Below are 24,100 nucleotides of genomic sequence, written 5' to 3' on the forward strand. Positions count from 1 at the left end.
TGCCCTTTCGGTACCGATGGTATTGAATACTGCATGAATCCAGTACCGATGGTACTGATGCCCGCGCAGCACGGCAAAGCACCCTCGAAGGAGCCCGCCCTGATCCCCGCGACCCCCACCCCCCTCGACCCGCCGGCACGGCGGGTCGCCGCCCGCGCCGCCCAGCACCACCTCGTGGCCCGCGGCCTGACCCTGCGCACCCGGAACGGGACCGTCTTCGCGCCCGTGGACCTGGACCTCCCCGCCCACACGCCGCTCGCCGTCCTGGGCACCCAGGGCTCGGGCCGCTCGGCCCTGCTCCTCGCCCTCACGGGCCGGCTCCAGGGCGTGGACGGGGAGCTGACCCTGGGCCGCATCGACGGCGTCCGCCACGCGCACCGCCTGCGCGAGGCCACGGCCGTGGCCCACGTCAGCGACCTCGTCGAGCTCGAGTCCACCCTCACCGTCCGCGAGTCGCTCGAGGAGCGGATCCTCACGGACGGCATCCGCCGCCGGGACGGCCGCGCGCGGTTCGCCCGGCTCAGCGAGGCCGTCGGCTTCGAGGCCGACCCCGGCACCCCCGTCGGGCACCTCCCGGCACCGGAGCGCACGGTCCTCACCGCGCTGCTCGCGTGCCTGCGCCCCGCCCGGCTCGTGGCCTACGACGACGTCGACGCCACGCTCACGGACGCGCAGCTCGCCCGCGTCTACACCGCCCTCGAGACCCTCGGGGACTTCGGACACCCCTTCGCCGTCAGCGCCCTCACCTCCTCCGCGGTCCCCCGCGGCGCCGTGGTGCTCCCCCTGACCCCCTCCCTGGAGGACTGAATGCTGTTCCGCTATGAGCTGCGCCGGTTCCGCGCCGGGCTGCCCCTGCTCGCCCTGATCTTCGTGCTCCTGGTGCCCGCGATCTACGGTGCCCTCTACCTCTCCGCCAACTGGGACCCCTACGGCCGGATGGACCGCCTCCCCGTGGCGATCGTGAACGAGGACCAGCCCGTGGAGTACGACGGCCGCACCCTCACCACGGGCGCCGACGTCACCCGCGAGCTCGTGGAGGACCGCGCGTTCGACTGGCACGAGACCACGCGCGCAGAGGCCGAGGAGGGCCTGCGGGAGGGCCGCTACTACCTCGTGCTCGAGATCCCGGAGGACCTCAGCGCCGACCTCGTGAGCCCCAGCGACGACGTCGGATCGCCGGAGCAGGCGCAGATCACCCTGCGCCGGGACGACTCCAACGGCTTCGTGATCGGGTCCGTGACCGCCTCGAGCCAGTCCAAGATCGAGAACTCGGTAAACCAGGCCGCCGTCGAGGCCTACTTCAAGGCCGTCTTCTCCAACATCGCCACCCTGCGCGACGGGATGGTGCAGGCCGCCGACGGAGCCGCCCAGCTGGCGGACGGCGCCCAGCAGGCCCGCGACGGGGCCACGTCCATCGACGACGGGCTCGCCCAGGCCACGGACGGCTCGGGCCGGCTCATGGAGGGCGTCGCCCAGGCCAAGGAGGGCTCGGCCCAGCTCGCCGACGGCGCCCGGAGCGCGAAGGACGGCGCCGACCGCGTCGCCAGCGGGGCCGCCTCCGCCGAGGAGGGCTCCGCGCGGCTCGCCGAGGGCGTGGCCCAGACCAAGGACGGCTCGGCCGCCCTCGCCGACGGCGCCGGCCAGCTCAACGCCAACGTTCCCGCCCTGCGCGAGGGCGCCCAGAGCCTGGCCGGCGGGCTGGCGCAGCTCGACGACGGCTCGAGCCGGCTCGTGGACGGCCTCGCCTCCGCCCGCGAGGGCTCCGCGGCGCTCGCGGACGGCGCGGACCAGCTGAACGCCAACGTGCCCACCCTCCGGGAGGGCGCGCAGAGTCTGGCCGGCGGGCTCGACGAGCTGGGCGCCGGCTCGGCCGAGCTCACGGACGGCGCGCGGCAGGTGGCCGGGGGCACCCAGGAGCTCTACGACACCGTGGCGCCCCGCCTCGACACCGTGATCGAGAACCAGGACGCGGTGGCGGCCGACGTGGCCGCCGTGAACCAGGACGTGCAAGGGCTGAACGAGATCGCCGGGGCCGCGGAGACCCGCGTCTCGGGCGCCGTCGGCACGGCCCAGGAGCAGCTGGCCGCCCTCGCCGAGGAGAACCCGGAGATCGCCGACCAGCCCGGCTACACCGCGCTGGCCGAGACCCTGGCCGCGGCCGCCGAGCGCTCCGCGCGCATCGAGGCCCGGTCCGCCGAGATCGCCGAGACCTCGGCGGCGGCGAACGATCGGGTGCAGTCCGCCGTGCAGGAGGACGTGGCCGGCGACGCGAAGGACAAGATCACCCGGCTCAACGACGGCGCCCACGCCGTCGCCGACGGTGCCGGCTCCCTGCAGGAGGGGATCGGGCAGGCCGGCGAGGGCGCGAACACCCTCGCCGACGGCGTCGGGAGGTTCTCCGACGGGCTCACCCAGCTCTCCGACGGCGCCACCGCCCTCGACGGCGGCATCGGACAGCTGCAGGACGGCGCGGGCACGCTCAGCGACGGACTCGGCACGGCCCATGATGGCGCGAACAGCCTCGCCGACGGCGTCGGGAAGTTCTCCGACGGGCTCACCCAGCTCTCCGACGGCGCCACCGCGCTCGACGACGGGCTCGGCCAGGCGCAGGACGGCGCCACCGCGCTGCACGACGGCCTGGCGCAGCTGAGCCCGGGTGCCGCGAGTCTCGCGGACGGCGTCGGCCAGCTGGCCGACGGGGCCGGCAGCCTCGACGACGGACTGGGCCAGCTCGGAACCGGAGCCAGCGACCTGGACGCCGGCCTGGGCCAGCTCAAGGACGGCTCGAGCCAGCTGCGGGACGGCCTAGGATCCCTCGACGACGGCGCGCACACGCTCGCCACGGAGCTCCAGGACGGCGCCGACCGGGTCCCGGCGCTCTCCGAGGACGAGGGCGAGGACGCCGCCCTGGTCATGTCCCGCCCCGTGGACGTGACGATGGACGTGCAGAACCCGGCCGACGTCTACGGCCGCGGCATGGCGCCGATGTTCTTCTCGATCGCCCTCTGGGTCTTCGGCATCGCGGCCTTCAACATCATGCGCCCCATCAGCGGACGCATGCTCGCGGGCCGCCGCAATCCCCTCGCCCTCGCCCTCTCGGCCTGGCTGCCGGTGGGGCTGGTGGCCACCGCGGGCGGGATGATCATGCTGCTGGCGACTCTGCCGATGGGCATGGCCCCGGTGCATCCGTGGCGGCTGGTCCTGCTGGTCACGGTGGTGGCGGTGGTGTTCTCGCTGTTCGCCCACCTCGTGCAGACCGCCCTCGGCACGCCCGGTTCCGCGGTCCTGCTGGTCCTGCTGATCCTGCAGCTGGCCTCCACGGGCGGCACGTACCCGGCCCAGGTGCTGCCCGGGTTCTTCCGCTGGCTGCACCCGTTCATGCCGATGAGCTACTCGATCGAGGCGTTCCGGCACGCGATCTCCGGCGGCCTGGACTCCCACTACTGGGGCCCGATGGCCGTGCTCCTGGCCCTCGGCGCGGTGCTGGTCGTGCTGGACGTGCTCGCGATCCGGAGACGCCAGCGGTTCCGCATGAAGGACCTGCACCCCGCGCTCGAGAAGTGAGAGGCGCGCGCCCGGGACCCCGGGCGCGCGTCCCGGCGCGGGCGACGGGGACGGGACGTCGTGGGTCGACGTCGGGGAGGCGGCGTCGGGAGCGGGTCAGAGCGCGATGAGCCGGGTGAAGTCCGTCTCGGCGTGGCCGGCCACGCGGAAGGTGCGCTCCCCCACGATCCGGAAGCCGATCCGTTCGTAGAACGCGTTGGCCCGGTGGTTGTGCACGTTCGTGCCGAGCCAGCCGTAGGCCAGGCCGCGGGCCCGCATCGCGTCCAGCCCGGCGGCCATGAGGGCGCCCGCCGCGCCCGTGCCGCGTGCCTCCGCGAGCACGTACAGCTTGGAGAGGCAGCCGACGGGCGCGTCCCCGACGACGGCGGCCACGGCCGGCTCGGCGGCCGGGGCGAGCTCCGTCATCACGTAGCCCACGACGCGGCCGGCCGTGTCCTCGGCCACGGCCACTGCGTGGTCGGCCGAGGCGATCCAGCCACCGATCACGTCCGCGTTCAGCTGCGCGGCGATGTGCTCGTCCATCGCCTCCCGCGTGGTGGTCGGCGGGCACGCGTCCGGGAACGTCGCGGCGGCCACGCGCGCGACGGCCGCGGCGTCGCCGGGGACGGCCGGGCGGACGGTCACGGGAGCGGGGGACGCGCGGACGGTCGGCTCGGGCGTCGGATCGGGGTCGGCGGTCATGCGGGGGACGGTACCCGAGGCGCTGGGCTGAGGCCCTGGCGAGACGCCGGGCTCATTCCTCGAGGCAGCGGTCCTCGGGGTCGATCGCGCCCATGATGCGACGCCCGATCACGGCGAGCTGACGCACCTGCGCACGGGTGAGCGGGTCCAGCACGGTGCGGCGGACCTCCGCCACGTGGCCGGGCGCCGCGCCGACCACCACCTCGCGCCCCTCGGCGGTGAGGGTCGCCAGCGTGACGCGCCCGTCCCGAGGGTCGGGGCTGCGGCGCACGAGGCCGCGCTTCTCGAGACGCGTCACCACCTGGGAGAGCCGTGGGAGGGAGCCGGCGGAGAGGTGCGCCAGCTCCCCCATGCGCCGTGTCCCCTCGGGCGCCTCGGAGAGGTGGGAGAGCACCGAGTACTCGAAGTGGCTGAGGCCGGCGTCGCGGCGCAGCTGCGCGTCCAGCGTGGGGTCCAGGCGCAGCACCACGCTCATCAGGGCGAGGAACGCGCGCCGTTCCTCGTCGTCCAGCCAGGGTGTCGTGTCATCCGCCATGCAGCCCATCGTACCCGCGGCCGACGGACCAATCACTTGCACTATGAAGTGCCTGCGGCCTACAGTTGATTAACGGATGAAGCATCACGCCCCGCCGTCGTCCAGGAGGACACCATGACCGCCACCATCCAGGATCCCTGGGCCCAGCCCACCCCCGCCGGCGCCTACGACGACCTGCTCGCCCGCGCCCTGCCGATGACCCGCGCCCAGCGGCGCTGGGAGCCCAGCGACGGGCGCATGCCCACGCTGTTCGTCAGCCACGGTGCGCCGCCCACCCTCGACGAGCCGCAGTGGCTCGCGGACCTGTTCGACTGGGCACAGTCCATGCCCAAGCCGCGGGCCGTGGTGATCGTCTCCGCCCACTGGGAGGACGCACCCGTGGCGATCTCCTCGGCGACGGCAGGCACCCCGCTGGTCTACGACTTCGGCGGCTTCCACCCGCGCTACTACGAGCTGCGGTACGCCACCCCGGACGCCACGGATGTGGCCGCCCGCGTGGCCGGCGTGCTCGGCCAGGGCCGCCCCGGCTCCGTGCACCAGACCGGCCGCGGCCTGGACCACGGCGCGTACATCCCGCTCATGGCCATGTACCCGGCCGCGGACGTGCCCGTGGTGCAGGTGTCCATGCCCTCGCAGGACCCGAAGGCCCTGCTGGAGCTCGGAGAGAGGCTCAGGGGGCTGCGCGAGGACGGCGTGCTCGTGATCGGCTCGGGCTTCATGACGCACTCGTTCGCCGCCATGCGCGACCCGCGCCTCTTCGGCCACGTGGACGCCTTCGACACGTGGGCTGCCGAGATGACCCACGCCGGCGACGTCGACGCGCTCATGGGCTACCTGGACAAGGCGCCCGGCGCCCACATCGCCCACCCGACGGCGGACCACTACGTGCCGCTGCTGCTCACCATGGGCGCCGCGAACGACCCCTCGAGCGCCCGGACCGTGTTCGACCGGTTCGTGTTCAGCAACCACATCCGCTCGTTCCAGGTCGACTGACCCGGAGCGCTTCACCCCCCCCCCCCCCGAAAGGAAGAGGTACCCCCTCATGACCACCCTGAGCATCATCGGCGACGGCACCATGGGCGCCGCGATCGCGGAGGTCGCCCGCCGCGGCGGTCACGACGTCACCCTCATCGGCCGCGACGGCACCGCCGCGGACATCACCGGCGAGATCGTCGTGCTGGCCCTGCCCTACCCGGCCCTCTCCGACGTCATCACGACGTACGCCCCCGCCCTCGAGGGCAAGGTCGTCGTGGACATCACCAACCCGCTGGACTTCGACACCTTCGACTCCCTGCAGGTGCCCGCGGACTCCTCCGCCGCCGCCGAGGTGGCCGACGCCCTGCCGAACGCACGCGTCCTCAAGGCCTTCAACACCACCTTCGCCGCCGCCCTCTCCTCCGGGAGGATCGGCGACCAGACCACCACCGTGCTGATCGCCGGTGACGACGCGGACGCCAAGTCCGCGCTGGCCGACGTCGTGACCTCGGGCGGCCTGAACGCGATCGACGCGGGCGCCCTGAAGCGCGCCCGCGAGCTCGAGGCCGTCGGCTTCCTGCAGCTCACGCTCGCCGCCGCCGAGAGGATCGGCTGGACCGGCGGCTTCGCCACCGTGCGCTGACCCTGCACGTCCCCGGACCGAGGGGCTCATGCCACACTGACGGTGTGAGCCCCTCGTCCGTGCGCCGGCCCTCCCCGGCGGCCGCTGCACTGGCCGCCCTCGGCGCCATGCTCGCGCTCGTGGTCCTGGTCAGCGCGCTCCTCGCGTTCGGCCCCGGCGGCGCCGCCGCCCCCGGGGAGGGCCCGACGTCGGCCGCACCGTCGTCGACCGCTTCGCCCTGACGCGCGGAGCAGGCCCTGGAACGAGCCGGAGGTGGGAGCGGCGGCGACCGTCGGCGCCGCCGATCAGATCCCTGACAGGCCCCGCACCAGAGCCACCGTGCCCCCGACGCCGGCCAGGCAGACGGCCAGGGTCCGCGCCTTCGAGGCGTCCACGCTCCGCGCGACGCGGGAGCCGAGGAGGATCCCCACGGGACCGGCGACGACGGCGACCGCCCAGACGAGTCCGGGCACGTCGACGTCGGGGGGCACCGCCGTGCCGAACAGCGACTTCGTGGCGAGGGAGGTGAGGTTGGCCAGCAGGAAGATCGGCTGCAGGGTGGCCGCCCAGGACTTCTGATCCCACTTGGCCGCCACCGCGTAGACCGCGAGCGCGGGACCGGCGACGCCCGCCGTCGTGTTCATGAAGCCGGCCACCGCCCCCGACGCGAAGACCGCGCCGTTGCCGGTGAGGGTGAAACGCTTCTGGAGGCCGAGGGCGGCGGCGATCGCGACCAGCACGGACGCGCCGAGCAGGATCTCCAGGGCGTGCGGCTCGAGGGAGCGCACCGCCCAGGCACCGAGGAACGAGCCGCAGACCAGCAGGGGGGCCAGGCGGACGAAGCGCGCCCAGTCCACGTGCCTGTGGAGGAGTGCGAAGAGGATGGCCGCGGACATCACGGCCGCCACGTTGGAGATCGTCACGCCGGCCACGGGGCCGAGCAGGATCGAGAGGGTCGGCGCGGCGATCATGCCCACGCCCATGCCGCTGATCCGCTGCAGCGCGCCGCCGACCGTGATGGCCAGCAGCACGACGAGGGCCATGGTGAGCGTGCCGGCGTCGAGTCCCATGGGCAGAAGTCTCCTCCGGATTCTGGGCGAGTCTCGACGAGCGACTCGCCCACCACCGTGTGACCGATGAGCACGTCGCCCAGAACCCGAGAGCGAACGGGGCCCTGGCGGCGTACACGGCCGCTTCCCCGGGCGTCTGGCGGGCCTCGAGGCGTTCCTCACCCGCTGACCCCCGCCCCCGCCCAGCCCAGCCCAGCCCAGCCCAGCCCAGCCCAGCCCAGCCCAGCCCAGCCCAGCCCTCAGGGTGGTCACGACACGCCGCATCCCGTTCCCGCAGATGGCGTGTCGTGACCACTCGGGACGCGTCGACGCGCCCGCCACGACCGACTCCTCGCTGGCGGCGCCCGCCGATCGCATCTCGTTCAGCGTCCTCCCCGACACGCAGTTCTACTCGCGCTATGCCACCGCCGGGACCGGAGACCCGTACATGACCCACTACGGCTCGGAGCCCTTCCTGGCCCGGACGCAGTGGATCGCGGACAACGACCAGGCCTACGACGTCGCCTTCACGATGCACCTCGGTGACGTGGTGGACCGCGCGAACCCGCCCGAGGAGTGGGCGGTGGCGGACGAGGCCATGTCCGTGCTGGAGCAGGCCGGCGCCCCGTACTCGGTGCTGGCCTGCAATCACGACGTCGGCGCCGGCGCCTCGGACACTGACGCCGTCTCCTACGAGACCTACGTCTCGCACTTCTCCGCCGAGCCCGCGGCGCAGCAGTCCACCTTCCTGGAGCGCGACCCCTCAGGCGCCTCGGAGGCTCACCTGGTGGCGCAGGACGGGACGACCTTCCTGGTGCTGGCCATCTCGTGGCAGTCCCAGCAGGAGACTCTGGACTGGGCGAACCGCGTGATCGCCGCCCACCCGGGCGTCCCCACGATCCTGACGAGCCACCAGATCCTCAACGTGGACGAGGCCACCGGCGAGCAGCTGTCCACGGCGTACGGCGAGCGCCTGTGGAACGACGTCATCGCGCCCAACGACCAGGTGTTCCTGACCCTCAACGGCCATCACCACGGTGCCACCGAGCAGGTGTGCTTCGACGACGCCGGCCGCACCGGCAACACGGCCAGCTACTTCACCACCGCCGACGGCGCGGACGTGAACGACGAGACCTTCCCGAACGGCTTCACCCTCGAGGCGTTCATCAAGATCGACCCGGACTTCACGCCCGAGGAGAACGCCTGGATGCAGTGGCTGACGCGCGACGGGCAGCGGGAGAACCTCCCCGGCTATGTGGACACCGAGGGCGATGAGCCCCCCTTCGCCTGGGCCTTCTCGAACCTCCGCGATGTCCAGCTCTCCGTGGTGGACTCCCAGGCCCCGGTCGCCACGGAGACGTCCGCCTGGTCCAGCGAGATCGTGGGCAGCGGGCAGTGGCACCACCTGGCCGCCGTGAACGACCCGACCACGAAGACCACCACCATGTACGTGGACGGTGTGCCAGTGCAGCGCAACGCCACGGAGACCGTGGGCATCGCCCACGACGAGGCGCAGCGCTGGGTGTTCGGCGCCGGCTCCTACGACGGCCAGCGTCAGTCCGGCTTCCTCGACTGCCTCGGCGAGACCCGCATGGTGGACCGCCCGCTCGCCCAGAACCAGTGGCTCACCTCCCGCGCGGAGACCACGACGCCGGTGGATCCGCCCCCGTCGAGCCGACCCCCGTGGCGCACCCGGAGCGCATGCTGACCCGTGGCGACGCCGTCGCCCTCGTCCGAGACCGCACCGGCGTGGACCTGACCGGCATCCTCGCCGACCAGCGGGGAGGCCGCCGAGGCGCTCGCACACCTGCGTTGACCGTGACCCCGCCGGGGCGACCCGCGGAGGGTCCCCGGATCCTGGGCGAGTCTCGACGAGCGACCTGACCTGGCAGGAGGTCGACGGGAGACAGCGGCTCGAGGTCGGCTCTCACGTGCGGGCCGACCTCCAGGGGCGCGGCTGCGCGGCCGAGGCCGCGGCAGCCCGCCGGGACCCCGCGCGGAACGCGCAGCGCAGTGCCGAGCTCGTCGCGGACATCCACCCGGAGAACACGGCGTCCCGGCGGGTGACGGAGAAGATCGGCGGGGACGGCCCTCGGAAGGACATGGGTGAGCCCCCACCTCAACGGCGGGGGCTCACCCATGGAGTCAGCTCACTTGGCGTGGCGCTGGAGCAGCTCCTTGGCCTTCTCCAGGCCGGCGGCCTCGATGTCATAGGAGCCGGTCGCCTTGTAGTGGTCCTCGACCGCGTCCGTGACGCTGTACTCCTCCGGGTTGCCGGGGGGCGTGGACGTCTCCAGGACGTGGAGCAGGTAGGTCTCTCCGGCGGCCAGGGCCTCGGGGGTCTCATGTGCCATGCCAGTCTCTCCTTGCAGTGCTGACGGTGGAGGAAGAGAGCGTATGACACCGCGGCGTCAGGACGCCAGCATCCGCACCGTCGCCAGGTTCCGGGCCGTGCCCACGACGCCGAGGGTCCGCTCGATCCGAGTCAGCGTGAGCGGCGAGTCTCGCACGGTCGTGGCGTGGCGGATCCAGAGGAACCGGCCCACGAGCACCGCGCGGTCCTCCCCCGGGTCCAAGGCCGCGAAGGCCACCGCCCGGCTCGGGTCCGGGACCGCGTCCAGCAGGGTGAGCTGCACCGCCTTCGGCTCCTGCTCCGGCCAGCCCTGCGCCTCGAGCACGGCGAGGGCCTCCCGGAGCTCGGCCGGCGACGTCGCCATCACCGGCACGTCGATGTCCCGCTCAGCCCGCGCCGCGGCGGCCACGGAGGCGGCGACGGCGGCCGGGTCCGCGCCGGCGGGCAGCGTCAGGATCACGTTGCCGCTGGCCTGGACCGTGCGGACGTCCGTGCCGCCGGCCTGCTCGGCCCAGCGGATGAGGTCCACCTTGGGGATGCGGCGGTGGGCGCCCACGTTGATGCCCCGCCAGAGGAGCACGTGGACGTCGCCCAGCGTCGTCGGGGCAGCCATGGTCAGCGCGCCTCGACCAGGTGGGCATAGACCACGCGGTTGTCCTCGAACGTCCGTGTCCACGGGTTGTAGCCGTCGCACGTGATCATGCGCAGCTCCGGGCGCTCGGTGTTCCCGTAGACCTCGTCCGTGGGGAAGTCATCCTTGCCGTACTCCTCGACGCGGTCCACCTCGAAGACGGCCGTGGTGCCGTCCTCGCGCTCCACCGAGACGACGCCCCCCGGCTCGAGCTCCGAGAGGCGGCGGAACACGCCGTCGCTGTTGCCGTACGCGCTCACGTGGCCGAGCAGCACGGCCGGGCCGCGCTCTCCGGGCGTGGGCGAATGGATGTACCACGCGGCGGGCGTCCCCGGGTCGCCGGAGGGGACCTCGAGGGCGCCGTCGTCGCGCAGGCCGAGATGCAGCAGCTCTGAGTCCAGGCCGATCTCGGGGGCGGAGACGGAGACGGGCTCGGACGCGGGCAGCACGTCGGGTGCGCCCTCCTCCGCGGCGGCCGTCGACGGCGGCGCGGAGCCAGTCGAGGCGGACGCGCTGGGTGCCGACGCGGGGATGCTCGCCGAGGCCGAGGCAGGCGGGGTGGACACGGGCGTCGCGCTCGGGGACGGCGCGTCGCCGGAGGACGAGAGGGAACGGCGATACGCGCTCTCACGGACGTCGGCGAAGTGCGGGGAGGACGACGAGGTGGACGGGCTGGGTGCGCTCGTCGCCGGCACGGGCTGGGTCGGCGAGGCCGACGGCGTCGAGCAGCCCGTGACGAGGAGAGACACGGCCGCCGCGGACGCCCACAGGCGCCCGCGGCGGCGGTCAGGGGATCCGGTCATGCGCGAAGCGTAGGGGATCCGCCGGGAGGGATGCCGGTGTCAGGCCTGCGCACGACGGCGGGTCGCCACACCGGCGCCGACGACGGCGGCCAGGCCCAGCGCGCCCACGGCCAGGGCGGCGGCGGGATCGGACTCCGGGGCGATGCCGGTGTCCGCGGCGCCGACGGGCACCTTGGTGACCTGCTTCTCCTCGGCCTCCTTCGTGGGCTCGGCCTCCTTGGCGGCGGACGCCTTGATCGCGGCGATCTCCTCGGCGGCGGCCCTCTCTCGGCCCTCGACCTTGATGCCGGTCGCCACGTCGATCTCGCAGCCGATGCCGTCCTGATCGGAGTCCAGGTCGTCGTGGTAGAGGTCCGAGGACTCCTTGATGTTGCCCTTGCCGGCGGCCCACGCGTCCTCGCAGTCGGCGTAGGTGTACGCGGCGTCCGGCTTCGCCTGGTCGCGCGGGTCGTGCGAGGCGGTGGGGGCAGGAGCGGGCTCGGCGGACGGCTTCGTCGCAGGGGTCCACTTGTGGGTGCTGGATCCCTTGGGAGGGTTCACGCACGCGACCTTGTCCCCGTCGCCGTCAAGGCCCTTGCGGAAGCCGGGGGTGTCCGGAGTGATGTGGGAGAGGTTCGCGGCGTAGACCTCCTGGCAGTTCGCATAGTAGGGCGCAGCCGTGGCCGGGGCGGCGGCGAACAGGGACACACCGAGGGCGGCGGTCAGGGTGACGCCGGTGGCGAGCTTCTTCATCGGGATTCCTCCGAGATCGTGGCGGGTGCCGTCCCTCATGCCGTCGTGTGGCGGGGGCGACATCTCGCATTCAAGCCGATCCCTCCAGCGATATCCATTCGACAGCCGGGGTGCCGCACAGGCCCCGATCAGCTGCCTCGCGCACACCGCCGCTTCCTGTGCTCGTCATCACATTCACCGTCTGACCTGGGAAGCTCCCGGCCGCGTCAGGGCCTTAACGTGTCCGGCCCGTCAGTAGCCTGCCTGGATGGACATGGACACGCGCGACCCCCACGCCCCGGCGGACCGGGAGCTGCTGCAGCGCGCCGCGGACGAGTGGCGTGACGCGCTGATCGACGTCGGCGGCACCAACCGCCTGCTGCACTTCCGCAGCACGGCCGCCACGGTGGACCTGGCCCAGGCCGCGCCGGACGCCTACACGGCCCTGCTCGCGGGCGGCGCCGTCCGCCTCTCCCAGCTCTTCCCGGGAGCGGACGCCCACGCCGCCGCGCACCGCGCCTGCACCCAGCTGCACCGCCGGCAGCGCGAGGCCGTGGAGGAGTACGGCGTCCCGGTCACGCACCTCGCGGTCGGCTTCGCCACCTGGCTCGGCGAGTCCGACGCCGCCCCCCGGCCCCACGCGCCCGTGCTGCTGCGCCCGCTGCAGATCGAGCGCACTCGCGGCGCCGGGGAGGGTTGGACGCTCACCCTCACGGACGACGTGCAGGTCAACACCGTGCTGCTGCACGTGCTCGCGCACGCGGGCGCCGAGATCGCCGAGGAGGACCTCCTCGCCCCGCTCGAGGACCTCGGCCCCGAGCAGGGGATGCGCGTGAGCCTCGCCCGGCTGGACGCGCTGGCCGCGGACGTCGAGGGCTTCGCCGTGATGCAGGAGGCCGTCCTCGCCGCCTTCTCGTACCAGAAGCAGCCCATGGTCGCGGACGTCACGGACCTGGACGCCCTGGCCGGCTCCGAGCTGGTCCGGGCCCTCGCCGGCGAGCCGGACGCCATGCGCGGCGCCCGCACGGCCGCCACGGGCGTGCCCGTGGAGCCCTCGTCCCCGGACTACGCGCCCGTGGACTCCGAGTACCTCGTGCTGGACGCGGACGCCAGCCAGTCGTACGTGGTCAACGCGGCCCTCGCCGGGCGGAACCTGGTGGTGCAGGGCCCTCCCGGCACGGGCAAGAGCCAGACGATCGCCAACCTGATCGCCGCCCTGATCGCCTCGGGGAAGCACGTGCTGTTCGTGGCGCAGAAGCGCGCCGCCATCACCGCCGTCCTGGACCGCCTGGACCACGTGGGGCTCTCCCACCTGCTGCTGGACCTGTTCGCCGCGGACGGCTCGCGGCGTCTGGTGGCCGAGCAGCTGAAGGCCGCCCTCGAGCGGCCGGAGGAGGACACGGGCCCGGAGGACGTCGCCCTCCACAGTCGGCTCGCCGCCGCCCGTGACCGCCTCGTGGCGCACAAGGACGCCCTCACCGAGCCGCGCCACGGCTGGGGGATCAGCGTGAGCGCCCTGCGCACCGGCACCGCCGGCATCCCGACGGCGGCCCGCACCTCCTTCCGCCTCCCCGCCTCCGCGTTCGGCGACTGGGCGCCCGGCGACCTCGACCGCCACGCCGCGGCACTGGACGAGCTGCATGAGCTCGGCGCCCTGAGCCCGGCCTGGCGCACCGCCCCCGGCTGGCGCCCGGACGCCCTGCGGACGCGCGAGGACGCCCAGCGGCTGCGCGGCCGCGTGCTCGAGCTGCAGCAGCGTCTCGTCGGCCTGACGGACCTGCTGCCGCCGCTGGCCCGCGCCGCCGGCTATCCGGCCCCGGCCACGCTCGAGCAGGTCGCGTGGGTCGTCGGGCTGCACGCGGGCGCCGCGCGGCTCGAGCGGCGGGTGCCGGGTCTCGTGCACGCCCCGGACGTGGAGGAGCTCGCCGCCGCCGTCGGGGGCGGCGAGGACGTCGGGTTCTGGCGGCGCCGCGGCCTCAAGCGCCGCGCGCGGGACGTCCTCGAGGGCGTGCCCCGAGAGGAGCACGCCGCCCTCCTGGCCGAGGCGGGGCACCTGCGTTCCCAGTGGCGCGGCAACGGAGCCCCCTCGGCCGCGCCCGCCACCGCCGAGGCCGAGGCCGCCCTCGCCGAGGTGCGCGCGCTGCTCGGCGAGCTCGCCCCCGCGGTGCAGGGCATGGACCTGGAGGGCCTGGGCCTGGAGGAGCTCCAGAGGCGCCTCGCCCGGCTCACCGACGGCGGCCGGGCCAGCGCGCTCGTCCGCTCGGCTGACGCGCGGGCCGCCCTGGCCGCGGCCGGCCTGGACCCGTTCGTGCGGATGCTCGTGACCCGGCTGTCCTCGGGCGAGCCGCTCGACGCCGAGCCCGGGCTCCTGCTGCGCTGGGCCGTGCTGCGCTCCCTCCTCGAGGAGGCCGAGCTGAGCAGCCCAGGCCTCGCGGGCCTGCGGGGCGCGGACCTGGACCGCGCGGCGCGCGCGTACCGCACGGCCGACGTCGCGCACCTGGCCGCCAATGCCACGCGCGTGCGCCGGCGCGCGGCCGAGCACCTCGAGAGGGAGATCGACGCCCACGGGGAGGAGTACGCCCGCCTGGTCACGGAGATCACCCGCAAGCGCACCGTGCGGCCGGTGCGCCAGCTCTTCGAGGACTCCCCCCACGTGATGCGGGCCGCCACGCCCGTGTGGGCCATGAGCCCCCTCCAGGTCTCCCGGCTGCTGCCCGCCGAGCGGTGCTTCGACGTGGTGGTCTTCGACGAGGCGAGCCAGATCAGGCCCGCCGACGCCGTCCCGGCCCTCCTGCGCGCCGGCCAGGCGGTCGTCGCGGGCGACAGCCGCCAGCTGCCGCCCACCGAGTTCTTCACCAAGGTCATGGAGGACGCGTCCGAGGACGAGGACGACGCCGTCGCCCTGGACGGGCGCGGCAGCGAGGGCCGTCGGGACGCGCGGCCCCGCGCCGGGAGCCTGACGAAGGACGCCGAGTCCATCCTGGCGGCCATGGACCGGCTGCTGGCCGGCCAGAGCCGCGGCCTGCAGTGGCACTACCGCTCGCGGGACGAGCGGCTCATCGCCGTCTCCAACGAGCACGTCTACCACCGCAGCCTCACCACCTTCCCGGCCGCGGACGCCCAGGACGCCGTGCGGCACGTGGAGGTGCCCGCGAGCCCCGGGATCAACGGCTCCGCCAACAGCCCCGAGGCGGAGGTGGCCGCCGTCGTCGAGCTGGTGCGCGAGCACGTGCGCCGCCATCCCGGGGAGAGCCTGGGCATCATCGCGTTCGGCGCGAAGCACGAGGCGCGGATCGAGGCGGCGCTGTTCCAGGCCATGGCCGAGGACCCGGCGTTCGAGCGCGCCCTGAACGCGCGCACGGACGAGCCGTGGTTCGTGAAGGCCATCGAGCGCGTGCAGGGCGATGAGAGGGACGCGGTCATCCTCAGCGTGGGCTACGGCAAGGGCGCGGACGGGCGGCTGCGCTACTTCTGGGGCCCGCTCCTGCGGGAGGGCGGCGAACGGCGCCTCAACGTGGCCATCAGCCGCGCCAAGCGCCGCATGACCCTGGTGACGAGCTTCAGCCCGGACGACGTCCCCGCGGACGGGCACTCCTCCGCGGGCTTCCAGCTGATGCACCGGTTCCTGCACTTCATGGCCTCGGGGGGCACGCGGCTGACCGGCGGGCCGAGCGGCGGGATCGCGCTGAACCCGTTCGAACTGGACGTGCAGCGCCGGCTCGAGGAGGTCGGCCTGAGCCTGGACGCGCAGGTGGGCGTGGGCGGCTGCCGGATCGACTTCGCCGCGCGGCATCCGGAGAAGCCGGGGCGGCACGTGCTGGCCATCGAGGCCGACGGTGCCTCGTACCACTCCGGCCACACCGCCCGGGAGCGCGACCGCCTGCGGCAGTCCATGCTCGAGGCCCGCGGCTGGCGCTTCCACCGCATCTGGAGCACGGACTGGTTCGCGGACGCGGATGCGGAGGTGGCCAAGACGGTGGCGGCGTTCGAGGCGGCGGTGGCGGCCGACGACGCGGGGTGACGGCGCGTGTCCCCGCAGGCTCAGATACCGTCGGCCCCGGCCGGGGCTCCGGCTCAGCGGTTGCCGGGGAAGCGCGGGTCGACCGCCTCGCCGCCGGGCGCGTGCACCGTGGCGGGGGCGCCCGTCTCATCGGCGCCGCGCGCGCAGCACGAGCTCGAGGTCGAACCGGGCGTCCGGGTCGTCCAGCGCGTCCCCGAAGAGCTCCCGCAGGCGTCCCACCCGGTAGCCCACGGTCTGCGGATGCACGCCCAGCTCCGCGGCGATCGGCGCGCGCTGGCCCCAATGCGTGAGCCAGGAGAGCAGGGTGGCCTCGAGGATCTCGCGCTTGGCCGCGGTCACGCCCTCGAGCGGCGCCAGCACCCGGCCGGCCAGCTGCGCCACCACGCGGGGCTCGGCTCCCAGCACGACGCGGGCGAGGTGGTGCTCGGCCAGCACGGGATCCCCCGTGCCGCCGCGGCCCTGCACCGCGAGCGTGCGCGCCACCCGGTACGAGTGCGGCGCCAGGCCCCACTCCACCGCCGGACCGACGACGGCCGCCGTGCCCGCGAGGAGACGCAGCATCTGCTCGCGCCGGACGCGGGGCGGCAGGGCGTCCACCACCGCGACCACCTCGGACTCCCGCTCGACCACCAGGCCGGTGCGGCCGAGGCGGTGGCGGACGTCCGCGCCGGCCGTGGCCGGGAGGACCACGACAGCCAGACGGCGCGGCAGGCGCCAGTCGGCGAGCGCGGCGAGGCGCTGCACCTCCTTCTCCTCCGCGCCGCCGCGGATGAGCGCGGAGGCGAGGTCGGAGCGGTAGAGCTCGAGCAGACCCGCCTGGGCCGACTGGGCTTGGGCATAGGCCTGCGCACTCACGGAGGAGAGCTCGTCGATGTACGCCCAGATGGACTCGCCGAGGTCGATCACCACGGACATGTCCATCCCCTGCCGCGCGCACTCGGCCGAGAGGTCACGGAACACGATCCGCGCAGACGTGCGGTACGCCCCGAGGAGGGCGTCCATGCTGCGGCCCTCCCGGAACTCCCCCGCGCCGAGGGTGGCCATGAGGGCGCGGGAGTCGTCGTTGAGGGCGGGCAGGTCCGTGCCGGGCAGGCGCATGAGCTGCTCGAATGCGGTCCGCACCCCGTGGGAGAGGTTGCGGCCGTACTTGCCGTCCCGGGCTTCGGCGTAGGCCGGGATCTGATCCGGGACGTCCTGGATCATGCGCGCCATGACGGCCGGCAGGGCCGGCGCGAGCTTCTCGGGCAGGTCGGCGGGCAGCGACTGCCACGGGGGGCTCCACTCGCCGTCGTCGCTGGTCAGGCCAGGGTGGACGACGGCGGGGGACGAATCCGGGAAGGGGGCGGGGGGCTGGCTCATCATTGTCTCCTCATGATGAAGAACGTCCCTCGATCGTACGTCCAGCGAGAAGAAACACAGCGTGTCCCGCCATACGCTTGGGCCATGGCCGGACCGACCCTGCTGACCCGCATCGCCTCGGTGCTGCTGCATCCCCTGACCCCCGAGGACGTGCTCGGACTGCTGGACCCCGTGCGCTCGTCGCGCCAGCTGCGCGGCGTGGTCACAGCCGTCACGCGCGAGACCGCCGGCACCGCCACGATCGCCTTCCGCCCCGGACCGGACTGGACGGCGCACGACGCCGGCCAGTGGGCCCGCATCGGCGTGGACGTGGACGGCGTGCGCCAGTGGCGCTCCTACTCGCTCTCCGCCCCTGCCGGCGCCGACCCGGAGATCACGGTCTCGGACATCGGGGTGGTCTCGGGCACCCTGGTGCGCGGCACCAAGCCCGGGGACGTCCTCTTCCTGGACCTGCCCGAGGGCGACTTCACGCTTCCAGAGGAGCCGCGCCCCCTGCTCATGCTCACGGCCGGCTCGGGCCTCACGCCCGTGATGTCCATGATCCGCACGCTCGTGCCACGCCGGGCCGACGCCGACGTCGTGCTGATCCACTCCTCCCGCACCCCGGAGGACGCGCTTTTCCGCGAGGAGCTGGCCGAGCTCGCAGACCAGTTCCCCGGCCTGACGGTGCACCACCGCTACACCGCCACGGACGGGCGCCTGGACCTCACCACCCCCGCCGATCTCGAGGCCCTGTGCCCGGACTGGCGCGAGCGGGCCGCGTACGCGTGCGGCCCGGCCGGCCTCCTGGACGCCGCGGAGGCACTGTGGTGCGCGCACGCCGGCGAGGACCTGCGCATCGAGCGCTTCCGCGCGGACCTGACCGCCGGCGTCGCCGGGGCGGGCGGGCGCGTGACCTTCGAGCACTCGGACGTGGAGGCGGACGCCCCGGGCGACGTGCCCCTGCTCGAGGTGGCGGAGGACGCCGGCGTGGCCGCGCCCAGCGGCTGCCGCATGGGCATCTGCCACGCCTGCCTCACTCCGCTGCGCTCCGGCCAGGTCACGGACCTGCGCACGGGAGAGGTCCACGGCGACCCCGGCGAGCTCATCCAGACCTGCGTGAGCGCGGCCGCCGGGCCCGTGAGCCTGGCCGTGTGAGCCCCGCCGGCCCCCTCCCGGCCCCTTCGACATCCACCCATCGCCTCCCGAACCGTCAGGAGACCACCGTGACCCAGACACTCCCCCGCCCCGCCGGCGCCACCGCCCCCGCAGACCCCGCCCTCGCGATCCCGGGCACCACCGTCCGCGGGCGGCAGGCCCGCGTCCTCCCCGACGACCGCCCGGACACCACGAGCTGGGCCCCGCGCGGCGACGAGGCCGACGCCGCGACGAGGGCCGCGCCGAAGGCCCGCCCCGGGATACTGGCCACCGAGGGCGGCCCCACCGTGCGCCCGCCGGCCGCCGCGCACCTGAGCGACGAGCAGGTGGCCGAGCTGGGCCGCGAGCTCGACGCGATCCGCGACGACGTGCTCGCCCGCCGCGGCGCGAAGGACGCCGCCTACATCCGCCGCGTCATCCGCCTGCAGCGCTGGCTCGAGGTGGGCGGACGCACGCTGCTGCTGAACGCGAAGAACCGCGCCGCGTTCGTCGCCGGCATCGCCATGCTGACCACCGGCAAGATCATCGAGAACATGGAGATCGGCCACAACGTCCTCCACGGCCAGTGGGACTGGATGCGCGATCCGGACATCCACTCCACCACGTGGGAGTGGGACTTCGTCACGCCGTCGTCGGCCTGGCAGAACACCCACAACGACGCGCACCACCGCTGGACCAACGTCATCGGCAAGGACACGGACGTGGGCTACAACCTGCTCCGGATGGACGAGTCCGAGCCGTGGCAGCCCCGCCACCTCCTCAACCCCGTCCTCAACGCGGCCCTCGCCCCGATCTTCGAGTGGGGCATCGCCCTGTACGACCTGGAGCTGTCCAAGTTCCAGGCCGGAGAGAAGTCCTGGGCGGAGATGCGCCGGGACCTGGCGTCGGTGGCCGTGAAGGCCTCGCGCCAGGCCGCGAAGGACTACCTGGCCACGCCGATCGTGGCCGAGGCCCTCACCGGCTCCGGCAGGGCCGCGGTCAAGGCCACCCTCATCTCCGGCGTGCTGCGCAACATCTGGGCGCACTCGGTGATCTTCTGCGGACACTTCCCCGACGGCGTGGAGACCTTCACGGAGGAGATGGTGGAGGGCGAGACGCGCGGCGACTGGTACGTGCGCCAGATGATCGGCTCCGCCAACATCTCCGGCTCGAAGCTCATGCACTTCATGACCGGCAACCTCTCCCTGCAGGTGGAGCACCACCTGTTCCCGGACCTGCCCTCGAACCGGTACGCCGAGGTGGCACCCAAGGTCCAGGACATCTGCCGGCGCTACGGCCTGCCCTACACCACGGGGCCGTTGCACAAGCAGGTCGGCTCGGCGTGGGCCAAGGTGTTCCGGCTGGCGCTGCCGTGAGGCGGGAGGGGTGGGCGCCCCTCCCACCGCCGTCGTCGGCTCAGCCCTTCACGCCGCCTGCCGTGAGGCCGGAGACGATGTACCGCTGCAGGAACAGGAACAGCGCCATCACGGGCAGGGCCGCCAGCACGGCGCCGGCCGCGAACACGCCCCAGTTCTCGGAGCGGGTCTCCGAGACGTAGCCGTAGAGGCCCACCGCGAGCGTCTGCGCGGACGGGTCCGTGAGCACCACGGAGGCGATCACGAACTCCGAGACCGTGGTGATGAAGGACAGCAGGGCCACCACCGCGAGGATGGGGGTCACCAGGCGCAGGATGATCGAGAAGAAGATCCGCGCGTGCGAGGCGCCGTCGAGCTTGGCAGCCTCGTCCAGCGACGGCGGGATGGTGTTGAAGAACCCGTACATCAGGTACGTGTTCACCCCGAGCGCGCCGCCCAGGTACACGAGGATGAGGCCGAGCTGCGAACCGATGCCCAGGACGGGCACCAGGTTGCCGATGTAGGTCAGCAGCAGGAAGATCGCCACCACCGCGAGCAGCTGCGGGAACATCTGCACCAGCAGCAGCGTCAGCAGCCCCACGCGGCGGCCCGTGAACCGCATCCGGGAGAACGCGTAGGCGGCCAGGGCGCCGAGGAACACCGTCATCACGGACGTGATGACGCCGATCACCATCGTGTTGATGAACCAGCGGCCGAAGGGCCGGTTCGGGTCGCTGAACAGGTCCACGTAGTTCTGCCCGCTGAACGAGGAGAACAGCCGGTTCGAGCTCGCCATCGTGCCAGTCGGGTCGAGCGACGCGGACAGCACGTACAGCAGTGGGAACAGTGCGAACGCGCTGGCCAGCACGCCCACCGCGTGGCGCCAGCCCAGCTCCCGCATCCAGCGGCCGAACGAGCGGCGGCGTCGTGGCGGGGCCGGGTCCTCCTCCCAGCGCAGCGGGTCCGTCTCCTGCTGCGCCAGGGCGGCGGCGAGGGGCGAGGTCGGGGCGGCCGCCTCGGGGGTGTCCGGCCGGGGCCGTCCGGAATCCTGGGGGATGCTCACTTGTCGATCTCCTCGAGCGCCTTGGTCTGCCGGAAGCTGATCGCCGAGATGGTCGCCACGATCAGGAAGATCACGATGGACAGGGCGGAGGCCAGGCCGTAGTCGCGCCCCACCCCGCTGAACGCCGTCTTGTAGACGACCGTGATCAGCAGGTCCGTGGCGCCGATGTTCGAGCCCGCGTCGGGGAACCGCGGTCCGCCGCCGGTCAGCATGTAGATGATGTTGAAGTTGTTGAAGTTGAACGCGAACGAGGAGATCAGCAGCGGCGCCACCGAGACCAGCAGCAGGGGCAGCTTGATGGAGCGGAAGATGCGCCACGGGCCGGCGCCGTCCATGCGGGCGGCCTCGTCCACGTCCTCGGGCAGGGACTGCAGGGCGCCCGTGGTCACCAGGAACATGTAGGGGAAGCCCAGCCACAGGTTCACCACGAGCACCGACAGCCGGGCCAGCCACGGGTCGGTGAGCCACGGGATGTCCGCGCCGCCGAAGAACACGGTGTTGACGAAGCCGAACTCCGGGTTGAGCAGGCCGGCCCACACGAGGCCGGACAGGAACGCCGGGAACGCGTACGGCAGGATCATCATCACCCGGTAGACCTTCTTGCCGCGCATGTCCGAGCGGTTGAAGGCGATCGCCAGCAGCAGCCCGACGGCGAATGTCGTGGCCACGCTCAGGAACGCGAAGGCGAAGGTCCACACGGTGACCCGCACGAGCGGGTCGCGCAGCTCGGGGTCGGTGAACGCACGCGTGAAGTTGTCCAGGCCTACGAACACCCGCCAGCCGGTCTGCAGCGTGCTGCCGTCGTCCGCCTGGAACTGGCCCTCGCCGTTGTCCCGGTACTCCGCGCCGCTCTCGAGGTCCGTGAAGGTGTCCCGGGCCTCGTCGTACTTCAGACGCGGCGTGTACACGTACCCGCGGGAGCCGTCGCGCGTCTCCAGGGTGCCGTCCGCGGCGTCGTCGCTCAGCGGGACCTTCAGGCGGGTGACCTGGTCCTGACGCTGCAGCAGGTCGCCGAACCGCAGGGTGGTGTACCCCTCCACCCCCACCGGCTGTCCGTCCTGCATCTGGGCCTCGACCGGCTCCAGCTCCTGGTCCGCGCCACCGAGGACGGGCTCCCCGTCCCGCAGGGTCAGCAGGTAGAGGTCGCCGCTCTCCTCCAGCACAGTGAGGTCGTACACCGGGGAGTCCGGCACGCGGATGGAGGAGGAGCGCTGGATGATCTCGATCGCCGCGGCCTTGTCCGAGTTGTGCCCGGCGCCGTAGTTCGTGAAGGCGATGTAGGAGGAGTAGACCACCACGAACACCTGGAACAGCATCAGGAAGACCAGGCCGGGGGCGAGGTACTTGGCCGGGAGGCCGCCGCGGCGCAGGTAGATCCAGTTGATGCCGATCGTGACCGCCAGGGTCAGCGCGAACACCGCCCAGTCCCCCGCGGCCGCGAGCTGGAACAGCAGGAACGCCGCGAAGGCGTCCACGAGGCCCAGCAGGACGATCTTGGCCAGCGTGCCACCGAGGCCCTCGGTGCCCCGGGCGTCCGCACGACGACGACGGCCCGGGCCGGTGCGGCGCGCGGCGTCGTCGAGGGCGGCGGTGGCGGCGTCGGACCGGTCCGACGCGGTGGAAGACGGGCTCATGGTTCCTCATCCGGCCCGAGGGCCTGCCGTGGAAGGGGGGGTGCGCGCCCCGAGGGCGCGGGGGCCACGGTCTGCCTCCGGCGTCCCCGCGGGGACGCCGGAGGCGGACCGCGCCGGATCACTGGCCGATGCGGCCCTCGATGTCGGAGATCATCTTCTGCCAGGTCTGGACCGGGTCGCCCTCGCCCTTGATGATGCTCATCTCGGCGCCGCCCCAGAACTCGAACACCGCGCCCATCTCGGGGGCCGCCGGCATGGGGACGCCGTCCTCGCCGATCTCGCCGAACGCCTTGACGGTCTCGTCCGAGGCCGCCTTGTCGAAGGAGGCGGTCAGCGCCGGGGGACGCTTGCCCTCGGCGTAGAGCGCGTCCTGGGCCGCCTCGGTGGAGAGGTAGTTGACCACGAACTCGTTCGCGGCCAGCTGGTTCTCGGACTCCGAGGAGACGAAGAAGGCGTTGACGCCCACGAACGGCTGCGCCGGCTGGTCGCCCATGGACGGGATGGCCTCGACCTCGAAGTCGATGCCGGCCGCCTCGGCCTCCTCGACGTTCCACGGGCCGGTGATGAAGTAGGCCGCGTTGCCGGAACTGAACTGCTCCTTGGCGATGTCCGCGGTCATGTTCGGGTTCAGCACCCCGGACTCGCCGTACTCGGCCAGCTTCTCGGCGAAGGCCTCACCCTCCGCTCCGCCCATGGCCAGCGAGCCGGTGTCGTACGAGCCGTCCTCGGCCTGCTTGAACACGGGGGCGCCCATGGAGGTCTGGAACGGGTACAAGTGGTACGGGTCGCCTTTGACGGCGTCCAGGCCCACCACGAACGGGTACTCGGCCTCGCCGGCGTCGACGGCCTTCTGGCCCTCCGCGATCATCTCGTCGAAGGAGGCCGGGGTGGACTCGGCCAGCTCGGTGTTGCGCAGGACGGCGATGTTCTCCACGGAGTACGGCACGCCCCAGGTCTGACCCTCATAGGTGACGGCCTGCACGGAGGACTCCACGAAGTCGCCGGCTCTCTCACCCAGCTCAAGGGGCTCGATGGTGCCGTTCTGCACGAGCGAGCCGATCCAGTCGTGGGCGCCGACGATCACGTCCGGGCCCTCGCCCGTGGGGTTCTGGGTGATGAAGTCGTCCTTCATCGTGGAGTTGTCCTTGACCACGAGCTCCACCGTGATCCCGGTGTCCTCCTTGAAGTCCTCCGCCACGGCCTGCAGCGGCTCCTGGCGGCTCTGGTCCACCCACATGGTGATGGTGGTGGCGCCGGCCTCGGAGAGGTCCTGGCTCGGGGACGCGGCGGCCGTGCCCTGATCGGTGGCGCCGGCCGGGGAGGAGGACGCCGGGGCGGGGGAGCCGCCGCCGCACGCGGTGAGCGCGAGGGCGGAGAACGCCGCGGTGAGGGTCAGGCTGAGCGGGCGGCGGAGGAGGCCGCCGGTCGTCGTCGACTGCATGGTGTGCCTTTCACGAGGGGTGGCGGCCCGCGGCATGCGCCGGCCGTTGCGTCGCCGACGTGGGCCCCGCGGTGAGACGGCGCCTGCCCCCGGCGGCTGAAGGAGTCAGTCCCCAGAAGTGTAAACGCTTCCACTGTGATGTGCCACACAGAGGTGCGATCCCGCATGAACCCGGGCATGCGGGAGT

20 protein-coding genes and 1 pseudogene are annotated in these 24,100 nt (G+C 73.2%); 10 read left to right on the forward strand and 11 right to left on the reverse strand.

The window, feature by feature from the left end:
* The first annotated feature begins 57 nt into the window (after positions 1-57).
* Positions 58-807, forward strand: coding sequence for an ATP-binding cassette domain-containing protein (locus tag LG274_RS07820; RefSeq protein ID WP_248115786.1), 750 nt, complete (start codon positions 58-60; stop codon positions 805-807).
* The gene (locus LG274_RS07825; protein WP_404463781.1) at positions 808-3,564 is read left to right on the forward strand and encodes a YhgE/Pip family protein; all 2,757 of its coding nucleotides are present in this window, start codon (positions 808-810) and stop codon (positions 3,562-3,564) included.
* 96 nt (positions 3,565-3,660) lie between these two features.
* On the opposite strand, the gene LG274_RS07830 is transcribed toward LG274_RS07825, so the two are convergent.
* Together LG274_RS07830 and LG274_RS07835 are read right to left on the reverse strand one after the other, a co-directional pair.
* The gene (locus LG274_RS07830; protein WP_298714411.1) at positions 3,661-4,245 is read right to left on the reverse strand and encodes a GNAT family N-acetyltransferase; all 585 of its coding nucleotides are present in this window, start codon (positions 4,243-4,245) and stop codon (positions 3,661-3,663) included.
* 52 nt (positions 4,246-4,297) lie between these two features.
* Complete coding sequence (locus LG274_RS07835; RefSeq protein ID WP_248115791.1) at positions 4,298-4,780, reverse strand: MarR family winged helix-turn-helix transcriptional regulator; 483 nt, start codon at positions 4,778-4,780, stop codon at positions 4,298-4,300.
* A gap of 114 nt (positions 4,781-4,894) precedes the next feature.
* On the opposite strand from LG274_RS07835, the gene LG274_RS07840 reads away from it, so the two are divergent.
* Genes LG274_RS07840 through LG274_RS07850 form a run of 3 tightly spaced genes read left to right on the forward strand, consistent with a single transcriptional unit; the run spans position 4,895 to position 6,619 of the window.
* A complete protein-coding gene (locus LG274_RS07840; RefSeq protein ID WP_404463784.1) occupies positions 4,895-5,773 on the forward strand; it encodes a DODA-type extradiol aromatic ring-opening family dioxygenase in 879 nt (292 codons plus the stop codon).
* A gap of 49 nt (positions 5,774-5,822) precedes the next feature.
* Positions 5,823-6,398 carry an NADPH-dependent F420 reductase gene (locus LG274_RS07845; RefSeq protein ID WP_404463786.1) on the forward strand — a complete coding sequence of 192 codons (576 nt, stop codon included), beginning with the start codon at positions 5,823-5,825 and terminating at the stop codon, positions 6,396-6,398.
* 44 nt (positions 6,399-6,442) lie between these two features.
* Positions 6,443-6,619 (forward strand): hypothetical protein, encoded by a 177-nt coding sequence (locus LG274_RS07850; RefSeq protein WP_298714423.1) that lies wholly within the window; start codon positions 6,443-6,445, stop codon positions 6,617-6,619.
* 63 nt (positions 6,620-6,682) lie between these two features.
* On the opposite strand, the gene LG274_RS07855 is transcribed toward LG274_RS07850, so the two are convergent.
* Positions 6,683-7,447, reverse strand: a complete 765-nt coding sequence (locus tag LG274_RS07855; protein ID WP_248115798.1) for a sulfite exporter TauE/SafE family protein — start codon at positions 7,445-7,447, stop codon at positions 6,683-6,685.
* 244 nt (positions 7,448-7,691) lie between these two features.
* On the opposite strand from LG274_RS07855, the gene LG274_RS07860 reads away from it, so the two are divergent.
* Together LG274_RS07860 and LG274_RS07865 are read left to right on the forward strand one after the other, a co-directional pair.
* Complete coding sequence (locus LG274_RS07860) at positions 7,692-9,134, forward strand: LamG-like jellyroll fold domain-containing protein (protein WP_404463789.1); 1,443 nt, start codon at positions 7,692-7,694, stop codon at positions 9,132-9,134.
* A 223-nt stretch (positions 9,135-9,357) separates the two neighbouring features.
* Positions 9,358-9,447, forward strand: a pseudogene (locus LG274_RS07865) (hypothetical protein); the annotation flags it as partial.
* 129 nt (positions 9,448-9,576) lie between these two features.
* Here the strand turns inward: LG274_RS07865 and LG274_RS07870 are convergent.
* From LG274_RS07870 to LG274_RS07885, 4 genes are read right to left on the reverse strand one after another with little or no spacing between them, the layout of a single operon-like run.
* The gene (locus tag LG274_RS07870; RefSeq protein WP_248115800.1) at positions 9,577-9,780 is read right to left on the reverse strand and encodes a hypothetical protein; all 204 of its coding nucleotides are present in this window, start codon (positions 9,778-9,780) and stop codon (positions 9,577-9,579) included.
* Positions 9,781-9,837: 57 nt separating this feature from the next.
* Positions 9,838-10,392, reverse strand: a complete 555-nt coding sequence (locus LG274_RS07875) for a DUF1697 domain-containing protein (RefSeq protein ID WP_404463791.1) — start codon at positions 10,390-10,392, stop codon at positions 9,838-9,840.
* Positions 10,393-10,394: 2 nt separating this feature from the next.
* Positions 10,395-11,213 carry a class F sortase gene (locus LG274_RS07880; RefSeq protein ID WP_404463793.1) on the reverse strand — a complete coding sequence of 273 codons (819 nt, stop codon included), beginning with the start codon at positions 11,211-11,213 and terminating at the stop codon, positions 10,395-10,397.
* Between the two features lie 39 nt (positions 11,214-11,252).
* Positions 11,253-11,945 (reverse strand): excalibur calcium-binding domain-containing protein, encoded by a 693-nt coding sequence (locus tag LG274_RS07885; RefSeq protein WP_404463795.1) that lies wholly within the window; start codon positions 11,943-11,945, stop codon positions 11,253-11,255.
* Between the two features lie 247 nt (positions 11,946-12,192).
* On the opposite strand from LG274_RS07885, the gene LG274_RS07890 reads away from it, so the two are divergent.
* Positions 12,193-15,945 carry an AAA domain-containing protein gene (locus LG274_RS07890; protein ID WP_404463797.1) on the forward strand — a complete coding sequence of 1,251 codons (3,753 nt, stop codon included), beginning with the start codon at positions 12,193-12,195 and terminating at the stop codon, positions 15,943-15,945.
* Positions 15,946-16,071: 126 nt separating this feature from the next.
* On the opposite strand, the gene LG274_RS07895 is transcribed toward LG274_RS07890, so the two are convergent.
* Complete coding sequence (locus LG274_RS07895; RefSeq protein WP_404463799.1) at positions 16,072-17,304, reverse strand: PucR family transcriptional regulator; 1,233 nt, start codon at positions 17,302-17,304, stop codon at positions 16,072-16,074.
* A gap of 84 nt (positions 17,305-17,388) precedes the next feature.
* Here LG274_RS07895 and LG274_RS07900 point away from each other — a divergent pair, with 84 nt between their 5' ends.
* Both LG274_RS07900 and LG274_RS07905 read left to right on the forward strand, forming a co-directional pair.
* Positions 17,389-18,441, forward strand: a complete 1,053-nt coding sequence (locus LG274_RS07900; protein WP_404463801.1) for a ferredoxin reductase — start codon at positions 17,389-17,391, stop codon at positions 18,439-18,441.
* Positions 18,442-18,509: 68 nt separating this feature from the next.
* Complete coding sequence (locus LG274_RS07905) at positions 18,510-19,796, forward strand: fatty acid desaturase family protein (RefSeq protein WP_404463803.1); 1,287 nt, start codon at positions 18,510-18,512, stop codon at positions 19,794-19,796.
* A 40-nt stretch (positions 19,797-19,836) separates the two neighbouring features.
* Here the strand turns inward: LG274_RS07905 and LG274_RS07910 are convergent, their stop codons facing one another.
* From LG274_RS07910 to LG274_RS07920, 3 genes are all read right to left on the reverse strand, one after another.
* Positions 19,837-20,757 carry a sugar ABC transporter permease gene (locus LG274_RS07910; protein WP_404466035.1) on the reverse strand — a complete coding sequence of 307 codons (921 nt, stop codon included), beginning with the start codon at positions 20,755-20,757 and terminating at the stop codon, positions 19,837-19,839.
* A 77-nt stretch (positions 20,758-20,834) separates the two neighbouring features.
* A complete protein-coding gene (locus LG274_RS07915; RefSeq protein WP_404463805.1) occupies positions 20,835-22,472 on the reverse strand; it encodes an ABC transporter permease subunit in 1,638 nt (545 codons plus the stop codon).
* A 118-nt stretch (positions 22,473-22,590) separates the two neighbouring features.
* Positions 22,591-23,913, reverse strand: coding sequence for an extracellular solute-binding protein (locus LG274_RS07920; protein ID WP_404463807.1), 1,323 nt, complete (start codon positions 23,911-23,913; stop codon positions 22,591-22,593).
* Positions 23,914-24,100 lie beyond the last annotated feature (187 nt).

The sequence above is a fragment of the Micrococcus antarcticus genome (assembly GCF_044872765.1).
GTDB lineage: Bacteria > Actinomycetota > Actinomycetes > Actinomycetales > Micrococcaceae > Micrococcus.

What these genes read in the sequence shown, in the direction of transcription:
- LG274_RS07895 (WP_404463799.1), bottom strand. Translation starts at nt 17,304, where the DNA reads ATGAGCCAGCCCCCCGCCCCCTTCCCGGATTCGTCCCCCGCCGTCGTC.
- LG274_RS07855 (WP_248115798.1), bottom strand. Translation starts at nt 7,447, where the DNA reads ATGGGACTCGACGCCGGCACGCTCACCATGGCCCTCGTCGTGCTGCTG.
- LG274_RS07825 (WP_404463781.1), top strand. Translation starts at nt 808, where the DNA reads ATGCTGTTCCGCTATGAGCTGCGCCGGTTCCGCGCCGGGCTGCCCCTG.
- LG274_RS07915 (WP_404463805.1), bottom strand. Translation starts at nt 22,472, where the DNA reads ATGAGCCCGTCTTCCACCGCGTCGGACCGGTCCGACGCCGCCACCGCC.
- LG274_RS07890 (WP_404463797.1), top strand. Translation starts at nt 12,193, where the DNA reads ATGGACATGGACACGCGCGACCCCCACGCCCCGGCGGACCGGGAGCTG.
- LG274_RS07920 (WP_404463807.1), bottom strand. Translation starts at nt 23,913, where the DNA reads ATGCAGTCGACGACGACCGGCGGCCTCCTCCGCCGCCCGCTCAGCCTG.
- LG274_RS07845 (WP_404463786.1), top strand. Translation starts at nt 5,823, where the DNA reads ATGACCACCCTGAGCATCATCGGCGACGGCACCATGGGCGCCGCGATC.
- LG274_RS07840 (WP_404463784.1), top strand. Translation starts at nt 4,895, where the DNA reads ATGACCGCCACCATCCAGGATCCCTGGGCCCAGCCCACCCCCGCCGGC.
- LG274_RS07875 (WP_404463791.1), bottom strand. Translation starts at nt 10,392, where the DNA reads ATGGCTGCCCCGACGACGCTGGGCGACGTCCACGTGCTCCTCTGGCGG.
- LG274_RS07820 (WP_248115786.1), top strand. Translation starts at nt 58, where the DNA reads ATGCCCGCGCAGCACGGCAAAGCACCCTCGAAGGAGCCCGCCCTGATC.
- LG274_RS07900 (WP_404463801.1), top strand. Translation starts at nt 17,389, where the DNA reads ATGGCCGGACCGACCCTGCTGACCCGCATCGCCTCGGTGCTGCTGCAT.
- LG274_RS07885 (WP_404463795.1), bottom strand. Translation starts at nt 11,945, where the DNA reads ATGAAGAAGCTCGCCACCGGCGTCACCCTGACCGCCGCCCTCGGTGTG.
- LG274_RS07880 (WP_404463793.1), bottom strand. Translation starts at nt 11,213, where the DNA reads ATGACCGGATCCCCTGACCGCCGCCGCGGGCGCCTGTGGGCGTCCGCG.
- LG274_RS07870 (WP_248115800.1), bottom strand. Translation starts at nt 9,780, where the DNA reads ATGGCACATGAGACCCCCGAGGCCCTGGCCGCCGGAGAGACCTACCTG.
- LG274_RS07835 (WP_248115791.1), bottom strand. Translation starts at nt 4,780, where the DNA reads ATGGCGGATGACACGACACCCTGGCTGGACGACGAGGAACGGCGCGCG.
- LG274_RS07830 (WP_298714411.1), bottom strand. Translation starts at nt 4,245, where the DNA reads ATGACCGCCGACCCCGATCCGACGCCCGAGCCGACCGTCCGCGCGTCC.